23 protein-coding genes are annotated in these 20,975 nt (G+C 70.8%); 14 read left to right on the top strand and 9 right to left on the bottom strand.

Annotated elements, in window-relative coordinates; translation table 11 throughout:
- The first annotated feature begins 103 nt into the window (after positions 1-103).
- Positions 104-1,042 carry a heme o synthase gene (locus ACY8FT_RS03810; RefSeq protein ID WP_462417606.1) on the top strand — a complete coding sequence of 313 codons (939 nt, stop codon included), beginning with the start codon at positions 104-106 and terminating at the stop codon, positions 1,040-1,042.
- A 512-nt stretch (positions 1,043-1,554) separates the two neighbouring features.
- Here the strand turns inward: ACY8FT_RS03810 and ACY8FT_RS03805 are convergent.
- The 3 genes from ACY8FT_RS03805 to ACY8FT_RS03795 form a co-directional block, all read right to left on the bottom strand.
- Positions 1,555-2,514, bottom strand: a complete 960-nt coding sequence (locus tag ACY8FT_RS03805) for a COX15/CtaA family protein (RefSeq protein WP_462417605.1) — start codon at positions 2,512-2,514, stop codon at positions 1,555-1,557.
- 151 nt (positions 2,515-2,665) lie between these two features.
- Positions 2,666-3,424 carry an ABC-2 transporter permease gene (locus ACY8FT_RS03800; RefSeq protein WP_462417604.1) on the bottom strand — a complete coding sequence of 253 codons (759 nt, stop codon included), beginning with the start codon at positions 3,422-3,424 and terminating at the stop codon, positions 2,666-2,668.
- The gene (locus ACY8FT_RS03795) at positions 3,421-4,143 is read right to left on the bottom strand and encodes an ABC transporter ATP-binding protein (RefSeq protein ID WP_462417603.1); all 723 of its coding nucleotides are present in this window, start codon (positions 4,141-4,143) and stop codon (positions 3,421-3,423) included. Before ACY8FT_RS03795 ends, ACY8FT_RS03800 begins: the two co-directional genes overlap by 4 nt.
- Before the next feature lie 178 nt (positions 4,144-4,321).
- On the opposite strand from ACY8FT_RS03795, the gene ACY8FT_RS03790 reads away from it, so the two are divergent.
- From ACY8FT_RS03790 to ACY8FT_RS03750, 9 genes are all read left to right on the top strand, one after another.
- The gene (locus ACY8FT_RS03790; protein ID WP_462417602.1) at positions 4,322-4,978 is read left to right on the top strand and encodes a helix-turn-helix transcriptional regulator; all 657 of its coding nucleotides are present in this window, start codon (positions 4,322-4,324) and stop codon (positions 4,976-4,978) included.
- A complete protein-coding gene (gene sufB / locus ACY8FT_RS03785; protein ID WP_462417601.1) occupies positions 4,975-6,426 on the top strand; it encodes a Fe-S cluster assembly protein SufB in 1,452 nt (483 codons plus the stop codon). The genes ACY8FT_RS03790 and sufB overlap by 4 nt, the downstream gene beginning before the upstream one ends.
- Complete coding sequence (gene sufD, locus ACY8FT_RS03780; protein WP_462417600.1) at positions 6,426-7,703, top strand: Fe-S cluster assembly protein SufD; 1,278 nt, start codon at positions 6,426-6,428, stop codon at positions 7,701-7,703. Before sufB ends, sufD begins: the two co-directional genes overlap by 1 nt.
- Positions 7,703-8,068: a non-heme iron oxygenase ferredoxin subunit gene (locus ACY8FT_RS03775; RefSeq protein ID WP_462417599.1), complete on the top strand. Its 366-nt coding sequence runs from the start codon at positions 7,703-7,705 to the stop codon at positions 8,066-8,068. Before sufD ends, ACY8FT_RS03775 begins: the two co-directional genes overlap by 1 nt.
- A gap of 88 nt (positions 8,069-8,156) precedes the next feature.
- A complete protein-coding gene (gene sufC / locus ACY8FT_RS03770; RefSeq protein ID WP_462417598.1) occupies positions 8,157-8,918 on the top strand; it encodes a Fe-S cluster assembly ATPase SufC in 762 nt (253 codons plus the stop codon).
- A gap of 2 nt (positions 8,919-8,920) precedes the next feature.
- Positions 8,921-10,285 carry a SufS family cysteine desulfurase gene (locus ACY8FT_RS03765; RefSeq protein WP_462417597.1) on the top strand — a complete coding sequence of 455 codons (1,365 nt, stop codon included), beginning with the start codon at positions 8,921-8,923 and terminating at the stop codon, positions 10,283-10,285.
- Entirely contained in the window at positions 10,285-10,773 is a 489-nt protein-coding gene (gene sufU, locus ACY8FT_RS03760) for a Fe-S cluster assembly sulfur transfer protein SufU (RefSeq protein ID WP_462417596.1), read from the top strand. The genes ACY8FT_RS03765 and sufU overlap by 1 nt, the downstream gene beginning before the upstream one ends.
- Positions 10,770-11,099, top strand: a complete 330-nt coding sequence (locus ACY8FT_RS03755) for a metal-sulfur cluster assembly factor (protein ID WP_462417595.1) — start codon at positions 10,770-10,772, stop codon at positions 11,097-11,099. Before sufU ends, ACY8FT_RS03755 begins: the two co-directional genes overlap by 4 nt.
- 32 nt (positions 11,100-11,131) lie before the next feature.
- Positions 11,132-11,302 carry a hypothetical protein gene (locus ACY8FT_RS03750; protein ID WP_462417594.1) on the top strand — a complete coding sequence of 57 codons (171 nt, stop codon included), beginning with the start codon at positions 11,132-11,134 and terminating at the stop codon, positions 11,300-11,302.
- A gap of 360 nt (positions 11,303-11,662) precedes the next feature.
- Here ACY8FT_RS03750 and ACY8FT_RS03745 read toward each other — a convergent pair whose 3' ends face one another.
- Both ACY8FT_RS03745 and ypfJ read right to left on the bottom strand, forming a co-directional pair.
- Positions 11,663-13,105, bottom strand: a complete 1,443-nt coding sequence (locus tag ACY8FT_RS03745; protein ID WP_462417593.1) for a dicarboxylate/amino acid:cation symporter — start codon at positions 13,103-13,105, stop codon at positions 11,663-11,665.
- A gap of 340 nt (positions 13,106-13,445) precedes the next feature.
- Positions 13,446-14,441 carry a KPN_02809 family neutral zinc metallopeptidase gene (ypfJ, locus tag ACY8FT_RS03740; RefSeq protein ID WP_462417592.1) on the bottom strand — a complete coding sequence of 332 codons (996 nt, stop codon included), beginning with the start codon at positions 14,439-14,441 and terminating at the stop codon, positions 13,446-13,448.
- A 253-nt stretch (positions 14,442-14,694) separates the two neighbouring features.
- Here ypfJ and ACY8FT_RS03735 point away from each other — a divergent pair, with 253 nt between their 5' ends.
- Positions 14,695-14,967 carry an MFS transporter small subunit gene (locus ACY8FT_RS03735; protein WP_462417591.1) on the top strand — a complete coding sequence of 91 codons (273 nt, stop codon included), beginning with the start codon at positions 14,695-14,697 and terminating at the stop codon, positions 14,965-14,967.
- A 125-nt stretch (positions 14,968-15,092) separates the two neighbouring features.
- On the opposite strand, the gene ACY8FT_RS03730 is transcribed toward ACY8FT_RS03735, so the two are convergent.
- Positions 15,093-15,668, bottom strand: coding sequence for a toprim domain-containing protein (locus ACY8FT_RS03730; protein ID WP_462417590.1), 576 nt, complete (start codon positions 15,666-15,668; stop codon positions 15,093-15,095).
- A 482-nt stretch (positions 15,669-16,150) separates the two neighbouring features.
- Between ACY8FT_RS03730 and ACY8FT_RS03725 the strand changes: the two genes are divergently transcribed.
- Positions 16,151-17,749 (top strand): ABC-F family ATP-binding cassette domain-containing protein, encoded by a 1,599-nt coding sequence (locus tag ACY8FT_RS03725; RefSeq protein ID WP_462417589.1) that lies wholly within the window; start codon positions 16,151-16,153, stop codon positions 17,747-17,749.
- An 18-nt stretch (positions 17,750-17,767) separates the two neighbouring features.
- Here the strand turns inward: ACY8FT_RS03725 and ACY8FT_RS03720 are convergent, their stop codons facing one another.
- From ACY8FT_RS03720 to ACY8FT_RS03710, 3 genes are read right to left on the bottom strand one after another with little or no spacing between them, the layout of a single operon-like run.
- The gene (locus tag ACY8FT_RS03720; RefSeq protein ID WP_462417588.1) at positions 17,768-18,592 is read right to left on the bottom strand and encodes an SURF1 family cytochrome oxidase biogenesis protein; all 825 of its coding nucleotides are present in this window, start codon (positions 18,590-18,592) and stop codon (positions 17,768-17,770) included.
- On the bottom strand, positions 18,592-18,801 hold the full coding sequence (locus ACY8FT_RS03715) for a hypothetical protein (RefSeq protein WP_462417587.1): 210 nt from the start codon (positions 18,799-18,801) through the stop codon (positions 18,592-18,594). The genes ACY8FT_RS03720 and ACY8FT_RS03715 overlap by 1 nt, the downstream gene beginning before the upstream one ends.
- On the bottom strand, positions 18,794-19,198 hold the full coding sequence (locus ACY8FT_RS03710; RefSeq protein ID WP_462417586.1) for a DUF3099 domain-containing protein: 405 nt from the start codon (positions 19,196-19,198) through the stop codon (positions 18,794-18,796). The genes ACY8FT_RS03715 and ACY8FT_RS03710 overlap by 8 nt, the downstream gene beginning before the upstream one ends.
- Before the next feature lie 133 nt (positions 19,199-19,331).
- Between ACY8FT_RS03710 and fabG the strand changes: the two genes are divergently transcribed.
- A complete protein-coding gene (fabG, locus tag ACY8FT_RS03705; protein ID WP_462417585.1) occupies positions 19,332-20,045 on the top strand; it encodes a 3-oxoacyl-ACP reductase FabG in 714 nt (237 codons plus the stop codon).
- 85 nt (positions 20,046-20,130) lie between these two features.
- Positions 20,131-20,913: an enoyl-ACP reductase FabI gene (fabI, locus tag ACY8FT_RS03700; RefSeq protein WP_462418390.1), complete on the top strand. Its 783-nt coding sequence runs from the start codon at positions 20,131-20,133 to the stop codon at positions 20,911-20,913.
- Positions 20,914-20,975: the final 62 nt, after the last annotated feature.

Genomic DNA, 20,975 nt, shown 5'->3' with positions numbered 1-20,975 from the left:
ACGGATACGATGGGCGTCCATGTCGGCGGACCGGGTGGTCCGCCGACCGTCAGGTCCAGCACCCCACCGTCGAGAGGACACCGTGACTTCAGGGGCAGATCAGGTGACGGCGGCTCCCGTCACCCCGTCGGACTCCGGTGGCTGGTCCACCGTCCGCGCGTACGTCTCCCTCTGCAAGCCGCGCATCATCGAGCTGCTGCTCATCACGACCTTCCCCGTGATGTTCCTCGCAGAGCGCGGGGTGCCGAACTGGTGGCTCGTCATCGCGACGCTGATCGGCGGCACGCTGTCGGCCTCCAGCGCCAACGTCATGAACTGCTATCTGGACCGGGACATCGACGCGAAGATGCACCGGACCAGCAACCGCCCGCTGGTCACCGGGCAGATCAGCCCCCGCAACGCGCTGGTGTTCGGGGTGGTGCTGTGCGTCGCGTCGGTGCTCTGGCTCGGCCTGCTCGTCAACTGGCTTTCGGCGGCGCTGTCGTTTGCGGCGGTGGTGCTGTACGCGTGGTTCTACACGATCGTTCTCAAGCGTCGGACCAGCCAGAACATCGTCTGGGGTGGCGTGGCCGGGTGCATCCCGGTGCTCATCGGCTGGTCGGCCGTGACCAACTCGTTGGACTGGGCGCCGCTGGTGCTCTTCCTCTTCGTCTTCTTCTGGACGCCGCCGCACTACTGGCCGCTGTCCATGCGCTTCCGCGACGACTACGCCAACGCCGGGGTGCCGATGCTGCCGGTGCTCGAGGACAACATCGCGGTGGGGCGCAAGATCGTCGTCTATGCTTGGGCCACGGTGCTCACCTCGCTGGCGCTCATCCCGATCGCGCCGATGGGCTGGCTCTACACGGTCGTGGCCGTGCTCTCCGGCGGGCTCTTCCTCACCGAGTCGCACACGCTGCTGCGCGGTGCCCGAGCCGGCCTGAGCGAGGCCGAGATCAAGCCGATGCGGCTGTTCCACTACTCGATCAGCTACGTGAGCGTGCTCTTCATGGCCGTGGCCATCGACCCGCTGGTCTACCGGGCGCTGCCGGGCCTGGGCTGACCCCCCCCCCTTCCACGGGCGGGCAGTGCGCGCTCCCACTGGCCGGAGCCACGGTCCGCGCACGGTTGAGTCGAGCACAGTTGGGCTCGCGTCCCGAAGACGGTGCACCGTGTGGGGTGCCCTTCCCGCCCAGCCTGCACCGCGTGCTTCGCCCCTCCCGTACAACATGCACCGTTCACGCCGGTTGTCGATGACTGTGCACCGTTTGCTTCGCCGTTCCGGCGCAATGTGCACCACTCAAGCCGGATTCACGGGACTGTGCACCGTTCGAATCAGCTACCGACGCAAACGGTGCACAGGGCTTGCGAACGCCACCTGCAGACCATCACCGCACGCCACGTGCCTGCGAGAGCACGTGCTCCACGCAGGAGCGTGCACCGTTCGGGTCGACTACTGAGCCGAACGGTGCCCAGAAGCCAGGTGCACCAGCCGGGAGCGCCCCGCCCCACCTCAACACCGGACTGCGATGCCCGGCCGGGCCTCAGCGCAGGGTGGCGATGCCCCGCCCCACCTCAGCGCCGGACGGCGAGCACGCCCCAGGTGAGCGCCCACACCAGCAGGCACGCCCCGAGCATGTGCAGGAACACCAGCAGCGCCGGCACCCCCAGCGCGTACTGCGTGTACCCGAGCACACCCTGCGCGACCGTCACCGCCAGGACCACCCACCAGGTGCGCCGCGCCCCGCGCGTCGCCTGGGGCAGCAGGTGAACGGCCAGGAGCATCGCGATGACGAGCCCGCAGAACAGGGTCACCGAGTCGGCGTGGAGCCACGAGATCATCCGCGGGTCCAGCGCGTACCGCACCGGCTCGTCGGCGTCACCGGCGTGCGGGCCGGTACCGGTGACCATGGTGCCCAGCACCAGTACGAGCAGACCGACCGCGGCCGTCAGCGAGGCCGTCAGGTGCACGGGGCGGGGGAGCGACGGCGGGGTGACGTCGTCCGCGCTGCGGTCGAACCAGAGCAGGGCGGCGGAGGCCGACACGAGCACCATCGACAGCAGCATGTGGATGCTCACCGTGGTCGGGTGCAGCCCGGTGCGCACGCTGATGCCTCCCACGATCGCCTGCAGCAGGATGCCGCCGACGACCACCCACGCCCACGGCAGCTGGCGCTGCTTCCGCTCCCCACCCCGGGCGACGATGGCCAGCACAAGCGCCAGGGCCACGAAGCCGACCACGCCGGTCAGGGTGCGGTTGCCGAACTCGATGTAGGGGTGGATGCCGTCCGCAGGCGTCACGACCGGGGTCAGGGAGCCCTCGTGGCAGTTGGGCCAGGTGGGGCAGCCGAGCCCGGAGCCGGTCAGCCGCACCACACCACCGGTGAGCACGATGCCGATCTCCACGGCGAGGTTCAGCCACAGTAGAGGGCGCACCCACCGACCGATGCGTCGCCAGCCCGTCAGGGCCTTCGTGCCCGTGGCGCCGGACGCTGTGTCATCGGAACGGGGGGATGCGGATTCGGTGGTGCTCACGAGCGCAAATCCTACGGCGCGTCGTGGATCAGTCCGCGGACGGCCCGCCGACGAGGTGTGCACCCGTGCACCTCAGGTGCGCCACGCCGCGCTGCCCCGATGCCGTGACGCACCACGGTGGGCCACACCGGGGCGAGGCACGACCGGGCACTCAGTCCGACCAGCGGAAGACCCGCACGGCCAGCACGCCGCCGACGACGCACCAGGCCAGCAGCACGAGGACGGCCACGAAGTCGAGTCGTCCCTGTGCCAGGGCTGCCCGCAGGCCGTCACCCAGGGCACCCGAGGGGGTCAGTCTCACGAGCCCGCCCCACGGCTGGCCGAAGCGCTCGGTGGGCAGCAGGGCACCCAGCCCGAGGAACGCGACCCAGAGGAGGTTCGCCAGGGCCAGCACCGCCTCGGCCCGTAGGCGCCCGCCCACGAGCACCGCCAGCACCACGAAGGCCGCGACGCCCAGCACGCCGACCAGCAGCGCCGCCGGGATGCCGACCCAGTCCGGCCGCCAGCCCAGGAACAGCCCGACGCCCCCGAGCAGCACGACCTGCAGCGCGATGACCGAGAGCACCGCGAGCACACGACCCAGGACCATGCCCGAGGCGCCCAGGGGAGTGGTGCCGAACAGGCGGAGCACCCCGTACCGGCGGTCGAAGGCCAGCGAGATGGCCTGGCCCGTGAAGGCGGTCGACATGATCGCCAGCGCCAGCACGCCCGGCACCGCGAGGTCGATGCGCCGGCCCTCACCGAGGGAGGGGTAGCTCGTCCACGCCAGGGCCAGCAGGCTGAGCAGCGGCAGGACCATCGAGACCAGCAGCTGCTCGCCGTTGCGCAGCAGCACCCCGGCCTCGTGGCGAGCCTGCGCGAGGACCCGACGGCCCGCCGGCACCTCGGCGGCGTTCCCCATGCGGCTCATGCGACCTCCTCCCGTCGGGTGAGCGCGAAGAAGCGCTCCTCCAGCGTCGACCCGGCGGCCACCTCGGCCACCGGCCCCTCGGCCAGGCAGCGACCGGAGTCGATGACCACGACGTGGTCGGCGAGGCGCTCGGCCTCCTCGAAACTGTGGGTGGTCACCAGCACCCCGGCACCCTCCTGGGCCACGCGGCGCACGACGTCCCAGACGTCGAGCCGACTGTGCGGGTCGAGCCCGGCGGTGGGCTCGTCGAGGAAGGTGACCTCGGGTCGGGGCACCAGGGCCGCCGCGAGGGCCACCCGCTGACGCTGGCCGCCGGACAGGCGCCGGATGATGCGCCCGTCGTAGGCGTCGATGCCCAGCCGCTTCCAGAGGTCCTTCCACGGGCGCGGGTCCGGGTAGAGCCGGGACAGGTGCGAGAGCAGCGCCGAGGGCCGGATGCCGGTCGGCAGACCACCGTCCTGCAGGGCCACCGAGACCCGACCGCGATGGGCGGCCGACGCCCGCCACGGGTCGGTGTCCAGCACGCGGGCCGTGCCGGAGGTGGGCCGGAGGAGCCCGGTGGCTGCCTCCACCATCGTCGACTTGCCGGCGCCGTTGCGGCCCAGCACGCAGGTCACCGCGCCGGAGGGCGCGCTGAACGAGAGGCCGTCGAGCGCCGTCACGTGCCCCCGGGTGAGGGCGACGGCGTCGAAGTGGACCGCGGGGGTGGTGGTGGGCACGGGGAGCACCCTACGACGGGGTTGCTTGAAGCATCCCGTCCCCGCACCTCGCCACTGGTAAGGCTGGCCTCTGTTTTACGGGAACAACGATTTAGCACACACTGTTGTGGTGTTTATGAGCGAACAGGCGACGACCACCCGGGAACGGGTGCGGGTTGCCGTCTCACAGGACGGGCCCGTGACGGCCCGTGACCTGTCCGAGCAGCTCGAGCTCACCCCCGCAGCGGTCCGCCGCCACCTCGATGCGCTGGCGACCGAGGGCGTCATCACCCAGCACGAGCACGAGACCACCCCCGCCGGCCAGCGGGGCCGTGGGCGGCCCGCCCGCGCGTGGGTGCTCTCGGACGCGGGGCACACCACGTTGCCGACCGCCTACGACGAGCTGGCCGTGGAGCTGCTCGACTTCCTGCACGAGACGCAGGGGGACGAGGCAGTGGCCGAGTACGCTCGCCGCCGCGCCGAGCAGGTCGTCGCCCGCTACGCCGAGGAGGTCGCCGCCGTCGGGGAGGACCCGCGGGAGCGCGCTGCCGCCCTGGCCAGGATGCTGGCCCGCGACGGCTACGCCTCAACGGTCCGGGACGTCCCCGCCGCCGAGGGACTCCAGCTGTGCCAGGGCCACTGCCCGGTCCAGCAGGCCGCCGAGGCCTTCCCGGCACTGTGCGAGGCCGAGGCCGAGGCGTTCTCGGAACTGCTCGGCGTGCACGTCCAGCGCCTGCAGACGCTGCCGGTCGGCGGCCACGTCTGCACCACCTTCGTCCCGGCCGCGGCGGTGACCCACCGCCCGTCCGGGTCCGACACGTCCACCACCCACCACCACGAGGAGAGGTCACGATGACCACGACGGCCGATGGCACCCCCAGCGGCGCCTCCCACATCGAGGAGCTGAACCCCGGTCTCAAGGACCTGGGCCGCTACGAGTACGGATGGCGCGACAGCGACGCCGCCGGTGAGGCGGCCCAGCGCGGCCTGTCCGAGGCCGTGGTGGAGGACATCACCACGCGCAAGGGCGAGCCCGACTGGATGCGCACCATGCGCCTCAAGGCGCTGCGCCTGTTCGACCGCAAGCCGATGCCCCACTGGGGCTCCGACCTCTCGGACATCGACTTCCAGAACATCAAGTACTTCGTGAAGTCCACCGAGAAGCAGGCCACCACCTGGGACGAGCTGCCGGAGGACATCAAGGAGACCTACGACAAGCTGGGCATCCCGGAGGCCGAGAAGCAGCGCCTCATCGCCGGTGTCGCCGCGCAGTACGAGTCCGAGGTCGTCTACCACCAGATCCGGGAGGACCTGGAGGAGAAGGGCGTCATCTTCGTCGACACCGACACCGCCCTGCGCGAGCACGAGGACCTGTTCCGCGAGCACTTCGCCAGCGTGATCCCCGCCGGCGACAACAAGTTCTCCGCGCTGAACACCGCCGTGTGGTCGGGTGGCTCGTTCATCTACGTGCCGCCGGGCGTCCACGTCGACATCCCGCTGCAGGCCTACTTCCGCATCAACACCGAGAACATGGGCCAGTTCGAGCGGACCCTGATCATCGCCGACGAGGGCTCCTCGGTGCACTACGTCGAGGGCTGCACCGCGCCGATCTACCAGTCGGACTCGCTGCACAGCGCCGTGGTCGAGATCGTCGTGAAGAAGAACGCCAAGGTGCGCTACACGACCATCCAGAACTGGTCGAACAACGTGTACAACCTGGTCACCAAGCGGGCCACCTGTGCCGAGGGCGCCACCATGGAGTGGATCGACGGCAACATCGGCTCCAAGGTCACCATGAAGTACCCGGCCGTCTTCCTGATGGGGGAGCACGCCAACGGCGAGACGCTGTCCGTCGCCTTCGCCGGCGAGGGCCAGCACCAGGACGCCGGCGCCAAGATGGTGCACAACGCGCCGCACACGACCAGCTCCATCGTGAGCAAGTCCGTGGCGCGCGGTGGCGGCCGCTCGTCCTACCGCGGCCTCGTGCAGGTCGCCGAGGGCGCCTACGGCTCGAAGTCCTCGGTGGTCTGCGACGCCCTGCTGGTGGACCAGATCTCCCGCAGCGACACATACCCCTACGTCGACATCCGCGAGGACGACGTGCAGATGGGCCACGAGGCGACCGTCTCGAAGGTGTCCGAGGACCAGATGTTCTACCTGATGTCCCGCGGTGTCTCGGAGACCGAGGCCATGGCCATGATCGTGCGCGGGTTCGTCGAGCCCATCGCCCGTGAGCTGCCGATGGAGTACGCCCTCGAGCTGAACCGCCTGATCGAGCTGCAGATGGAAGGAGCCGTCGGCTGATGTCGCTGCTCAGCGAGACGAAGAACTACCAGCCCGCCGGCGGGCTCACCCCCGCCACCACGCACACCGACCCGGCCTCGCAGCTGGGCACCCCGGCGGCCGACGAGTCGCGGGCCAAGCGCCACCGCTCGCAGGACCCGGCTGACTTCCCGCAGCCCACGGGCCGCGAGGAGGAGTGGCGCTTCACGCCGCTGGACCGCCTCGGCTCGCTGCTCACCGAGCAGCCGACCGACACCCGCGGTGAGCGTCCGGCCACCACCTGGGAGCTGTCGTCGGACGAGCACGTGGTGGCACCGCTGGCCCCGGGGCAGGCCCCGCGCGGCTCGGTGCTGGTGCCGGAGGACCGCGTTGCGGCCGTCGCCTCGGCCGGGTCCGAGGAGGCCCTCCACGTGCGTGTGCCGGACGACGTAGAGCTCACCGAGCCGATCGTCGTGCACGTCACCGGCCAGGGTGCCGGGCGTCGCTCGAGCGCCCACGTGGTGGTCGAGGCCGGTCGCCACAGCAAGGGCATGGTGATCCTGCACCACACCGGCTCCGCCGAGCACGGGGAGAACGTCGAGGTGCTGGCCGGTGATGGCTCGCAGCTCACCGTGGTCTCCCTGCAGGAGTGGGAGGACGACGCCGTCCACGCCGGTCAGCACGAGATCCGGGTCGGCCGCGACGCAACCTTCCGCCACATCGTCGTCACCCTCGGTGGCGACCTGGTGCGGCTGAACACCAACGTCTCCTACGACGGCCCCGGTGGCTCGGCCAACCTGTTCGGCGTCTACTTCGCCGACTCCGGCCAGCACCAGGAGCACCGCGTCTTCGTCGACCACAATGCCCCGCGCTGCCACTCCGACGTGCTCTACAAGGGCGCCCTGCAGGGTGAGACCGCGCGCACCGTGTGGGTGGGTGACGTGCTCATCCGCGCCGAGGCCGAGGGCACCGACACCTACGAGATGAACCGCAACCTGGTGCTCACCGACGGGGCCCGCGCCGACTCGGTGCCGAACCTGGAGATCGAGACCGGCGAGATCGAGGGGGCCGGGCACGCGAGTGCCACCGGTCGCTTCGACGACGAGCAGCTGTTCTACCTGATGGCGCGAGGCATCCCCGAGGACGAGGCCCGTCGCCTGGTGGTGCGGGGCTTCTTCGCCGACATCGTGGGCCGCATCGGGGTGCCCGAGGTGACGCAGCGCGTGATGCGCGCGATCGAGATCGAGCTCGGCTTCGAGCCCAGCGAGCCCAATGACCTCGAGATCGAGGGCGCGGACGACGCCGAGGCGATCGTCTGATGAACGGACGCCAGGACATCCCGCACACCGGGGCCATCCCGGTCGGGCACTCCGAGGAGTTCCTCGTCGGCACGCTCGCCGAGCTTCCCGAGGTCGGCGGCGCGGTCGTCGAGCTCGCGGGCCGGCGCGTTGCCGTCGTGCGCGACTCCCAGGGCACCGTCCACGCCATCGACGACACCTGCACGCACGCGAACGTGTCGCTCGCCGAGGGCGAGGTGATCGGCGACACGATCGAGTGCTGGCTCCACGGGTCGGAGTTCGACCTCAACGACGGGCAGCCGCTGAGCCTGCCGGCCACGAAGCCGGTCGCGGTGCACACGGTCCGCCTCGCCGGCGACTCGATCTACGTGACCCTGGCGGACTGACCGCCTGCCACCTCCCGGCGCCCTCAGCCCGGTACCCACCCCAGACCCGGGGGAGCGCGGCTCCCCACCAGCACGGAAGAAGGACGACATGAGCACCCTGGAGATCAAGGACCTGCACGTCTCGGTCAACACGGACGACGGCGAGGACAAGGAGATCCTCAAGGGCGTCACCCTGACCATCAACTCCGGTGAGACCCACGCGATCATGGGGCCCAACGGCTCCGGCAAGTCGACGCTGGCCTACTCCATCGCCGGCCACCCGAAGTACACCGTCACCTCCGGCTCCATCACCCTCGACGGTGAGGACGTGCTGGAGATGAGCGTCGACGAGCGCGCCCGCGCCGGCATGTTCCTGGCCATGCAGTACCCCGTCGAGGTGCCCGGTGTGACGGTCAGCAACTTCCTGCGCACCGCGAAGACCGCGGTCGCGGGCGAGGCGCCGAAGCTGCGCACCTGGGTCAAGGACGTCAAGAACACCATGACCGACCTGCGCATGAAGCCGGAGTTCGCCGAGCGCGACGTGAACGCCGGCTTCTCCGGCGGCGAGAAGAAGCGCCACGAGATCCTGCAGCTCGAGCTGCTGCAGCCGAAGATCGCGGTGCTGGACGAGACGGACTCCGGTCTGGACGTCGACGCGCTGCGCATCGTCTCCGAGGGTGTGAACCGCTCCAAGGAGAGGACCGACATGGGCGTTCTCCTCATCACCCACTACACGCGGATCCTCAACTACATCAAGCCCGACTTCGTGCACGTCTTCGTCGACGGCCGGGTCGCCGAGGAGGGAGGCCCCGAGCTGGCCGACCGCCTCGAGTCCGAGGGCTACGACCGCTTCACCCAGGCGACGGTCTGAGCGTGGGCGCGTTCACCGAGTCCGAGCTGGTGGAGCTGCGTGCGCAGTTCCCTGTGCTCTCGCGCACCGTCCGCGACGAGCGGCCGCTGGTGTACCTGGACTCCGGTGCCACCAGCCAGCAGCCGCTGGCCGTCCTGGAGGCCGAGCACGAGTACCTGACGCAGCACCGCTCGGCCGTGCACCGCGGCGCCCACCAGCTGGCCGAGGAGGCGACCGACGCCTTCGAGGGCGCCCGCGAGAAGATCGCCCGCTTCATCGGCGCCCCGCGCATCGAGGAGGTGGTGTTCGGCAAGAACGCCACCGAGGCGCTGAACCTGGTGGCCTACGCGTTCTCCAACGCGGGTGCCGCCGGGGCGATGGAGGGCGCGGACCCCGAGGTCGCCGAACGTTTCGCGCTCGGCCCGGGGGACACCATCGTCACCACCGAGGCCGAGCACCACGCCAACCTCGTGCCGTGGCAGGAGCTCGCCCGACGCACCGGCGCGACGCTGCGTTGGCTGCGGCTGCAGGCCGACGGCCAGGTGGACCTGGCCGAGCTGGGCACCGTCGTCGACGAGACGACCAAGGTCCTGGCCTTCGGCCACGTCTCGAACGTGACCGGTGCCGTGGCCGACGTGCCGGCGCTGGTGGCCCGGGCTCGCGAGGTGGGCGCGCTGACCGTCGTGGACGGTGCGCAGTCGGTGCCGCACATGGCGGTCGACGTGGCCGCGATGGGCGTGGACTTCTTCGCCTTCACCGGGCACAAGGTGCTGGGCCCCTCCGGCATCGGTGTGCTCTGGGGCCGCTACGAGCTCCTGGAGGCGATGCCGCCGTTCATCACCGGCGGCTCGATGATCGAGATCGTCCGCATGGAGGGCTCGACCTACGCCGCACCGCCGGCCCGGTTCGAGGCCGGTGTGCCGATGACCAGCCAGGCAGTCGGCCTCGGCGCGGCGGTGGACTTCCTCTCCGAGATCGGGATGGACCGCGTGGCCCAGCACGACCGCGAGCTCGTGCAGTACGCCCTCGATGGCCTGGCACAGCGGCCCTGGGTCACCGTGATCGGTCCGACGAGCACCGGGGACGGGCCCGTCGCCGACCGCATCGGGGCCGTGTCGTTCACCGTCGACGGCGTGCACCCGCACGACGTCGGTCAGGTGCTGGACGACTCCGGCATCGCGGTGCGCACGGGTCACCACTGCGCGTGGCCGCTGCACCGCGCCCTGCGGGTGCCGGCGACCACCCGTGCCAGCTTCTCGGTGTACTCCACCCGGCAGGACGTGGACGCGTTCCTGACCGCCCTGGACCGGGTGCCCGGCATCTTCGGTCTCGACGTGGAGACCCCGACGGACCGCGCCGCGTCCACCACCCAGGAGGCGACCGCCTGATGGACATGTACCAGGAGATCATCCTCGACCACTCCAAGAACCCGCAGAACGCCGGGCTCCGGGAGCCGTTCGAGGCCGAGGTCTACCACGTCAACACCTCCTGCGGTGACGAGGTCACCGTCCGGGTACACGTGGACACCTCCACCGAGCCCGCCCGCATCGTGGACGTCTCCTACGACGCCATGGGGTGCAGCATCTCCACGGCGTCGACCTCGGTGATGACCGAGGAGACCATCGGCCACGACGCCGCCGAGGTCGCGGAGTCGCTGGCCGAGATGAAGAAGATGCTCACCTCGCGCGGCCAGCACGGCGGTGACGAGGAGCTCATCGGCGACGGCGTGGCCTTCGCCGGTGTCGCCAAGTACCCGGCACGCGTGAAGTGCGCGCTGCTGGGTTGGACCGCGCTCACCGACGCGCTCGCCCGGGCCGGTGTGGACGTGACCGGCGAGCACGACGACGCAGCACAGACGAACGGAGCACAGGCATGACCGACCAGCAGACCGCAACGGCGTCCACCGAGGACGTCACCGAGGCCCTGCGCGACGTGGTGGACCCCGAGCTGGGCATCAACGTGGTGGACCTGGGTCTCGTCTACGGCGTGACCGTCGAGGAGGACGACCGGGCCGTCATCGACATGACGCTGACCTCCCCGGCGTGCCCGCTGACCGACGTCATCGAGGACCAGATCGCCGGTGTCCTGGAGGGCATGGTCGCGACCCACGTCATCAACTGGGTCTGGATGCCGCCGTGGGGTCCGGACAAGATCACCGACGACGGGCGCGAGCAGCTGCGGGCGCTGGGTTTCAACATCTGAGCTCCCGGGTGGACCGGGTCACCTGCCAGGAGGTGACCCTCCTCGTCGTCCTCTACCTGGTCGGCACCAGCCTGTTCATGTGGCTCGTCACATGGGCCATGGACAGGTCGTGGTGGGAGACGATCGGCGACTTCTGGGTGGCCCTGGTGATCACGGGCATCGTCACGGTCGTCACCGGTGTCCGGAAGCTGCCTGACGACTGACGTCGCACACGCGACCTTCGCAACGCGGTGGTGCCCGCGTCCCGCTCAGGGGCGCGGGCACCACCGCGTTGTTCACTGTGCCCGCCCCGCCCCGACCCGCAGGGGCGAGCGGAGGTGGGCCCGAGCCGCCCCGCAGCGGGGCCAGCTCGCACACGCACCCCCGAACTGGCCTCACCGGGCACTCACGCCGGAGGGAAGCGGCGAGGCGCCCGCACCCGTCCAGCGGGAGTGAAGGAGGCGCCCGCACCCATCCGGGGTGCGGGCGCCTCCTCATGGCGCGGCCGAGCTGTTGCCGTTCACCCGCTGGTCACCAGCGGCGCCGGAGTCCGGAGCGACGTCACAGCCGGCGGCAGCCTCTCCTCAGGCGGGGACCAGGTCGCCGGCGGGTCGAGCACCGCCGTCGGCCTGCGGGGCCCGGTCGTCGGAGTCGACCGGGTCGTCGTCGGAGTCGACCTCCTGGTCCTCCGGGACGTAGGCCCCACCGGTGCGCTCGGCGTCGTAGAGGCCGCGGTCCATCAGGCCCTCGCGGTGGGCCACGACGGACGCCACGACCGTCTGACCGGCGACGTTCACCGCGGTGCGGCCCATGTCGATGATCGGATCCACGGCCAGCAGCAGGCCGACGCCCTCCAGCGGCAGACCCAGCGTCGACAGGGTGAGGGTCAGCATGACGATGGCGCCGGTGAGGCCCGCGGTGGCGGCCGAGCCGAGCACCGACACCACCACGATGAGCAGGTAGTCGGTCAGGCCGAGGTCGACCCCGAAGAACTGCGCCACGAAGATCGCGGCCACGGCCGGGTAGACCGAGGCGCAGCCGTCCATCTTGGTGGTGGCACCGAAGGGGATGGCGAACGAGGCATAGCTGGGGGAGACGCCCAGGTTCCGCTCGGTGACGCGCTGGGTCAGCGGCATCGTGCCGAGCGAGGAGCGGGAGACGAAGCCCAGCTGGATGGCCGGCCAGGCGCCGGAGAACCACTGGCGGACGGAGAGGCCGTGGGCACCCAGGACGAACGGGTAGAGCACGAACAGCACCAGGGCGAGACCGGCGTAGATGGTGGCCACGAAGATGCCGAGCGAGCCCATGGTCTCCCAGCCGTAGGTGGCCACGGCCTTGCCGATGAGGCCGGCGGTGCCGATGGGGGCCAGCAGGATGACCCACCACAGCACCTTCTGCACGATGGCCAGGGCCGAGCGCGAGAAGGCGATGAACGGCTCGGCCTCCTTGCCGACCTTCACCGCGGCGATGCCGACGGCCAGGGCGATCACGACGATCTGCAGGGCGTTGAAGCTCAGGCCGACCTCGCCGGCCTCACCGGCCTCGGCCGACAGGCCCAGGAAGTTGGTGGGCACCAGACCGGTGATGAAGTCCAGCCAGGAGCCGGAGCCCTCGGGCGCGGCCGCGGCGTCGCGGGTCACGCTCGTGTTGGCGCCGGGACGGGTGACCAGGGCCAGGACGATGGCGATGACCACCGAGGCCATCGCGGTGATGGCGAACCACAGGAGCGTCTGGCCGGCCAGACGGGCGGCGTTGCCCATCTCGCGCAGGTTGGCGATGGATGCCACGACGGCCAGGAAGATCAGCGGCGGGACCAGCGTCTTGAGCAGCGTGACGAAGGTGGTGCCGACGATGGTCAGGGTCTCGGTGAGCCAGTTCGGGTTCTCGGCGTCACCACCGAGGGTGCGGGCGACGGCGCCCAGGGCGATGCCGACGACCAGACCCAGCAGGATCTGCAGGCCGAACGACGGGGTCCACCGACGACGGGTGGATGGTGCGGTCTCGGCCGCGGGGGAGTGCGTGGACACGGATGCTTCCTTTCGAGGACCTCCGTCACCACCCGTCGAGGCGCGGAGCGGCGCGTGACGGGGGTACGGGTGCGAGTGCGAGGAGCCGGGCGGGCCCGGCGAGGGATGGAGGGCGCGTGGGGCGCCACTCAACATCGGAAGGCCGGGGACCGCCCCAGGTCCACGTGCAGACGACGTGTCAGGGCGATGTGCATGACTGCATCTTATCGTCTTGCATAGGTGGGCGAATACCGGTCTCGCGATAACCGTGGGTGAGTCCCGTCACCCCGGCCGGCAACGGCGGAGCGGCCCGCCCCTCTGGGGGACGGGCCGCTCGACGGGTGACGCTGGTGGGGTGGACTCAGAGGTTCTCCGAGCGGAAGGTGTCGCAGGACTTCGCGGAGCCGCCCTCGTAACCGGCCATGAACCACTTCTGGCGCTGCTCGGAGGTGCCGTGCGTGAACGCCTCCGGGTTCACACCGCGGCCGCTGCGCTGCTGGATGTTGTCGTCACCGACCGCCGCGGCGGCCTCCAGCGCGTCGTTGATCTGCTGCTGGGTGACCTTCTTGATCAGCGGGGTGCCCTGGGAGTCGGTGGTGCCGTCGGCGTTGGCGACCCAAGCGCCGGCCAGGCAGTCCGCCATCAGCTCGGTGCGCACGGCGCCGGACTTCTCGCCCTTCGGGTCCTTCTGCGACTCAACCAGGTAGCCCAGGATGTTCTGGACGTGGTGGCCGTACTCGTGGGCCACGATGTACATCTGCGCGAGGTTCTTCTCCTCCGGGTTCTCCACACCGAACTTGTCCAGCTCGGAGAAGAAAGCCGGGTCGATGAAGATCTTCTCGTCCAGCGGGCAGTAGAAGGGACCCACCTCGTTGGAGGCGGTGCCGCACTGGCTCTGGGTCTGGCCGTTGTAGATGACCGTGGTTGACTTGCGGTACTCCTTGGACGGGTTGGTGACCTTCGGCAGCTCCTTCTGCCAGTACTGCTGCACCGAGTTGACCGTGCCGATCACGCGGCAGTCGGTGTGCTCGTTGGCGTCCTTGCCGGTCCTGCAGTGGGAGAAGTCGCCCTGGCCGTTGCCGAAGTCCCCGGTGTCGCCGGTGGTCTCGGTGCTCCCGCCGCCGAAGCCCCACGGGTCCTGTCCCTGCTGCTGGTTCTGGCCGCCCTGCCCCTGCTGCTGGCCGCCGCCACCGCCACCTGTCAGCAGATCGCCGTTTCCGGTGAGGACCAGGAGGAGGATCAGCAGCAGTCCGCCGATGCCGCCGCCTCCGCCGATCATCGCGCCGCGGCCCATGCCACCCCCGCCACCGCCGGAGACCTGCGAGGTGTCCAGGTTCGCGTTGTCGTTGAAGGTCATGCTCTGACTCCCTGCCTCGTCCGCAGCCCCGTGGGCACTGTTCCGAAGCAGCGTAGCCGCCGACGGTCACGCCTTCCCCTCGAACGACGTGGTCCGTGTCACCATGTGCGATCCCCCGAGTCGGCCCGGCCCCTGTCCCCAGGAGTGATGCATGGCCTTCCTCGGCAAGGCGGAGTCCGTCGCCGGACCACCCGGTTACAGCTAGTGGCTCATCCCGCCGGCAGCGCTGGCACTGCACCTGTCCATCGGGCAGGTGTACGCGTTCTCGGTCTTCAAGTCGTCCATCGTGGAGCACCTCGGCTCCAGCCAGACCGCCGTGGCCTGGGTCTTCAGCATCGCCATCGTGGTGCTGGGGCTCTCGGCCGCCTTCTTCGGCACCTGGGTGGAGCGCAACGGCCCCCGCCGCGCCATGGCCTCGCGCACCTCGCCGATGCTCATCAGCATCGCGTGGGCGCTGGTCGTGCTGCCGCTGGCCTACGGGCTGTGGTTCAAGGTCGAGAAGGCGGTTCAGCTCTTCGTCGGCTGAGCCCGGATTGCACAGCGCCCAGGTCCTCGGTGGTTGAGCCCGCAGTGCACAGATCGGGCGGTCACGTCGACACCGGCCAGGTGGGTTGCCCGGGCGGGGCACGTCCTCGCCCGGGCCGTCCCGCCTCAGGCCCAGCGGAGGCGGTCGAGCAGCATCGAGAGGGGCTCCGGGAGGTCCTCCGGGCCCAGCGCCCCGGCCAGGATGCCGGCCGCCTTCTCCTTGCGCCCGGAAGCGACCCCGCAGAAGCGGTGCAGCTGCTCGGCCAGCGGCTTGCCGTCCCAGGCCTCCTGACGCTGCAGGGCCTCGAGCTTGCTCCCCAGCCCGGCGGCCACCAGCGCGTCCCGGGCACGCTCGGGCCCCAGAGCGCGGATGAGCTCCTCCTCCAGGTCCGCCTCGCAGACGAAGAAGCCGTACACCGGCAGGTCGCTGGCGTCCTGGACGGGCAGGCCGTCCTGCGTCAGGGCCCGGACGGCCACGTGCGCCTCGGCCTGGTCGCACAGCCCGACCACGTCCACGTCACCCCGGACCAGCCGCACCTCCTTGAGCACCGCGCCGAGGTTGGTGACGCCGTTCAGCGGGATCAGCTGCACCGGCGCCGGGTCGATGCCGTGGTTCTCCATGAGGGCCCGGACCGCCGCGACGTCGCTCACTCCCTCCAGCAGGACCACGGTGCGGGCGTCGGACGCGGCGAGATCGATCATCCGAGCAGGATATGCCGGCCCCACCGTCGCGCCGTCCACCGAGCGGCGAGGCCCGGCACCGCGTGAGCGGGGCGGCCACCGCGTGAGTGGGGCGGCCACCGCGCACCCCCAACTCCGCACCGGTGCCGTTCTCGACCTGTCACCTGGCCCCACTTCCGCACCGGTGCGGAGTTCGACAGTCGAATGCAGCACCGGTGCGGAGTTCACCGTGGGTGACACCTGAGTTCAGCACCGGTGCGGATCTCAGTGGGTGGCACCCGGTGCCCCACGGGCGTCTGATCCGCTCGTCGCTGGCCAGCACTGGGCCACAGACACCCGGAGTTGCATACCCGCCGATGGCCAGGGGACGCGCACTTCGCCGACACCCCGCACTCGCACACCGCCCCGGACCCGCACCTCAACAGCACCCACACACCGCACCGTGCCACACCGCGTCCGTAGACTGGCCTGCCGCCCGCACCCCACCCTTCAGGAGCACCCCTGTGATCACCGTGTCCGGCCTCGAGCTGCGCGCCGGCCCCCGCCTGCTGCTGGAGCCCACCAGCTTCCGCGTCGGCGCGGGTGATCGCATCGGCCTGGTGGGGCGCAACGGCGCCGGCAAGACCACCATGACCAAGGTGCTCGCCGGGGAGACCCTGCCCGCCGCCGGCACCGTCTCCAGCTCCGCCCCGGTCGGCTACCTGCCGCAGGACCCGCGCACCGGCGACCTCCACGTCACGGGCCGCGCCCGCATCATGTCCGCCCGAGGCCTGGAGGACATCGTCCGCCGCCGCGAGAAGGCCGAGGCCGAGATGGCCAGCGACGACCCGGCCGTGCGGGACAAGGCGATGCGCCGCTACGACCGCGCCAACCTCAAGTTCGAGGCCGCCGGCGGGTACGCCGCGGAGTCCGAGGCTGCCACCATCTCCGGCGCGCTGGGCCTGCCGACCCGCATCCTCGACCAGGAGCTCGTCACCCTCTCCGGTGGTCAGCGCCGCCGCATCGAGCTGGCCCGCATCCTGTTCTCCGACGCGCAGACCCTGCTGCTCGACGAGCCGACCAACCACCTCGATGCCGACTCCATCGCCTGGCTGCGCGATCACCTGAAGAACTACTCCGGCGGCCTCATCGTCATCAGCCACGACGTCGACCTGCTGGATGCCGTGGTCAACAAGGTCTTCCACCTGGACGCCAACCGAAGCGTCCTGGACCAGTACAGCCTGGGCTGGAAGGCCTACCTCAAGCAGCGCGAGCTCGACGAGCACCGCCGCAAGCGCGAGCTGGCCAACGCGACCAAGAAGGCCGAGGCACTCGTCGCCCAGGCCGACAAAATGCGCGCCAAGGCCACCAAGGCCACCGCCGCGCAGAACATGCTCAAGCGCGCCGACCGGATGATGGCCGGTGTCGAGGGGGAGCGGCAGGCCGACAAGGTCGCCTCCCTGCGCTTCCCGACCCCCGCCCCCTGCGGCAAGACGCCGCTCATGGCCGAGGGCCTCTCGCGCAGCTACGGCTCGCTGGAGATCTTCACCGACGTGGACCTCGCCATCGACCGTGGCTCCAAGGTGGTCGTGCTGGGGCTCAACGGTGCCGGCAAGACGACGCTGCTGCGCATCCTGGCCGGGGTGGACGAGACCGACACCGGCCGCGTCGTGCCGGGCCACGGCCTGCGCATCGGCTACTACGCCCAGGAGCACGAGAACCTGGACGTCGACCGCACGGTGCTGGAGAACATGAAGACCAGCGCCCCGGACCTGGACGAGACGAACGTCCGCAAGGTGCTCGGCTCGTTCCTGTTCAGCGGCGACGACGTGGACAAGCCCGCCGGTGTGCTCTCCGGTGGCGAGAAGACCCGCCTGTCCCTGGCGATGCTCGTGGTCAGCGGCGCGAACGTCCTGCTGCTGGACGAGCCCACCAACAACCTCGACCCCGCCAGCCGCGCCGAGATCCTCGAGGCCCTGCGCCACTACGAGGGCGCCGTCGTCCTGGTCAGCCACGACGAGGGGGCCGTCCAGGCCCTCGACCCCGAGCGGGTGCTCCTGCTGCCCGACGGCATCGAGGACCTGTGGAACGCCAGCTACCTGGACCTGGTCACCCTCGCCTGAGACACCGGACGCCTCGCCTCAGGCGTCCTCCTCGTCCCAGATGCGGACCTTCTGCGCCTTGGCGCGGGCCTTCTCCTCGCGACGCCGACGACGCTCACCCTCGGGGAGGGCGGCCAGCGCGTCGGCTCGGACGGCGAAGATCCACAGCCCGACGGGGAAGAGCATGCCCAGCCACCACTGGTAGGCGTACGCCTGGTGCGGGCCGAGGTCCGTGTCCGGCGGGTCCAGCGGCTCCGGCCGCTCGCTGGCGCCGTCCTCGCGCATCAGCAGGAAGGGCTCGGCCAACTCCACGCCGGTGCTGTCCTCCACCTCCGAGGTGCTCACCATGTCCACCTGCCCCTCGGGCAGGTCGCGGTCACGGGCGGGCTCCGGCGGGCGCAGCCAGGCCTTCAGCGTGACCTCGCCCTCCGGCGCCGGCGGGATCTCCGGCAGCGTCCTGGCGTCCGGGCCGTTGGCCACCCACCCGCGGTTCACCACGATGGTGGGGCCGTCCACCGGCTCGAAGGGCACAAGCACCTCATAGCCGTAGGTCGACTTGCTGGAGTGGCCGAAGTGGGGGCGGTTGCGCACCAGCGTCTGGTGCTCGGGCAGGTAGCGCCCCCGGACCTCCGTCTGCGACCACTCGTCGGTGTACTCGTAGGAGCCGTCCGGCCGCACCAGCTCCTGGTAGGGCACCGGCGGCGCGTCACGGTGCTGCTCGATGCGTTCGACCGCGTCGACCTTGCCCTCGTGCCGGTGCCACTGCCACAGCCCGAGCCGGAAGAAGACGCCACTGACCAGCAGGGCCACCAGCAGCAGCCCCAGCCACTTGGGCCGCACGGCCTGTCGCAGCCAGCCCGTCATCAGCCGTCCTCCTTCGTCAGCTCACCGACGCCGATCGTCTCCCGGTGGAAGCCGCGGACGGCCACGAAGTCCTGCAGGTGCTGCACGTGCTCGTCGCACGCGGTCCACACCTTGCGCCGTTCCGGGGAGTGCAGGGCGGGGTTGTTCCACACGACGGCGTGCACGGCGCGCGCCCGGCAGGCCGTCGCGCTGCACACCAGGTCAGTCATCGACCAGGTCCCCGACGATCACGCCCTCGTCCCGGTCCCGGGGACGTCTCGGCTCCTGCTGCTCCTCCACGGGCGCCGCCGTCAGCGCCTCCCGGTGGGGGGAGACCGGCTGCAGCCCGTCCCCGGGCTCCACCGTGCGCGCGTTCGCCTTCACCACCGCGATGTAGGGGATCACCGCTGCGAAGACCAGCAGCCCGATGCCGATCGGCACCGAGATCTTCGCGATGATCAGCCAGGTGCCGATGGGGAAGGCGATGATGCGCAGCCCCATCTGCAGCAGGTACACCTTCATGCGGTGCGTGCGCTCGGCCTCGGCGGAGGGGGCCGCGGTGGTCACCGAGGTCACGGGACGACGGTCCGTCGGGCGGGCGGACGAGTGCTGCGTGGAGGAGACCATGAGGGCGCCGAGTCTACGCCGGGGACCCCCGGCCACGACAGGGCGTCGTAGTGCGGGCCGCGGCCCCCAGTGGGTGTGACGCAGTGCACCGGCCAAGGGGACAGCGCCCACACCGCCGTCTAGGGTGCTCCCGATGAGCACCTCACGACGCATCCTGGTCACCGGCGGCAACCGAGGCATCGGCGAGGCGATCGCCCGCCACCTCCTGGAGGAAGGGCACGAGGTGGTCGTCACCTCCCGCAGTGGCGAGGCCCCCGAGGGCCTGCGCGCGGTGTCCTGCGACGTCACCGACACGGCCTCCGTCGACCAGGCGTTCAAGGACGCCGAGGAGCTGCTCGGCGGGACCGTCGAGGTGCTGGTGGCCAACGCCGGCATCACCGCCGACGGGCTGTCCATGCGCATGAAGGATGACGACTTCGCCGGCGTCCTCGACACCAACCTGCACGGCACCTTCCGCTGCGTGCGCGCGGCCCAGAAGGGCATGATCCGCGGCAAGTTCGGGCGCATCGTGCTCATCGGCTCCGTTGTCGGCCTCTACGGCTTACCGGGGCAGGCCAACTACGCCGCCTCCAAGGCCGGCTTGGTGGGTCTGGCCCGCGGCCTGACGCGGGAGCTCGGCTCGCGCGGCATCACCACCAACGTGGTCGCCCCCGGCTTCGTCCGGACCGACATGACCGACGCGCTGCCCGAGGACCGCCGGAAGGCCTACCTGGACGCCATCCCGGCCGGTCGCTTCGCCGAGGCGGAGGAGGTCGCCCGCGCGGTGGGCTTCCTCGCCTCCGACGGCGCGGCCTACGTCTCCGGCGCGGTGCTGCCGGTGGACGGCGGCCTGGGCATGGGCCACTGATCCGCGCACCGCACCCGACCGAGAACACCCTTCGAGAGGAAACCCGATGAGCGAGACGACCCCGGCCAAGAAGACCACCGGCGCGATGGAGCAGTCGCCCACGGGCGACGGCCTGCTGGCGGGCAAGACCCTGCTGGTGACCGGCGTGCTCATGGAGTCCTCCATCGCCTTCCACGTCGCCCGCCTGGCCCAGGAGCAGGGCGCCACGGTGATCCTCACCGGCTTCGGCCGCGGTCTGAAGCTCACCCAGGCCATGGCCCGCCGCCTGCCGCAGGCGGCCGCGGTGGTCGAGCTCGACGTGACCGACCCCGAGCAGCTGGACAGCCTGGCCGACCGCCTCCGTGAGCACACCGACGAGCTGCACGGTGTGCTGCACTCCATCGGCTTCGCCCCCGAGGGTGCGTTCAACTTCCTCGAGGCCACCTGGGAGGACGTCTCCACCGCGGTGCACGTCTCCTCCTACTCGCTCAAGTCGCTGGCTCTGGCCGCCAAGCCGCTGATGTCCGAGGGCTCGGCCGTCGTCGGCCTCACCTTCGACGGGCGCTACGCCTGGCCGGTCTACGACTGGATGGGCGTGGCGAAGGCCGCGTTCGAGTCCGTCAACCGCTACCTCGCCCGCGACCTCGGCCCCTCCGGCATCCGCTGCAACCTGGTCTCGGCCGGCCCGATCCGCACCACCGCGGCCAAGTCCATCCCCGGCTTCGCCACCTTCGAGGAGAGCTGGGACGGCCGCGCCCCGCTGGGCTGGTCCATCCAGCTCTCCGAGCCCGCTGCCCGCGCGGCCGTGGCACTCTTCTCGGACTGGTTTCCGGCGACTACCGGCGAGATCGTGCACGTGGACGGTGGCGTCCACGCCACCGGTCAGTGAGCCCGGTGAGCCGCACGACCTCGCAGCGGGCCCGTGGGATCTCCCACGGGCCCGCTCCCGTG

The sequence above is a fragment of the Kytococcus sp. Marseille-QA3725 genome (genome assembly GCF_054950055.1).
Note: the sequence above shows the minus strand (reverse complement) of the source record. Positions and strands in the feature narration are given on the sequence as shown.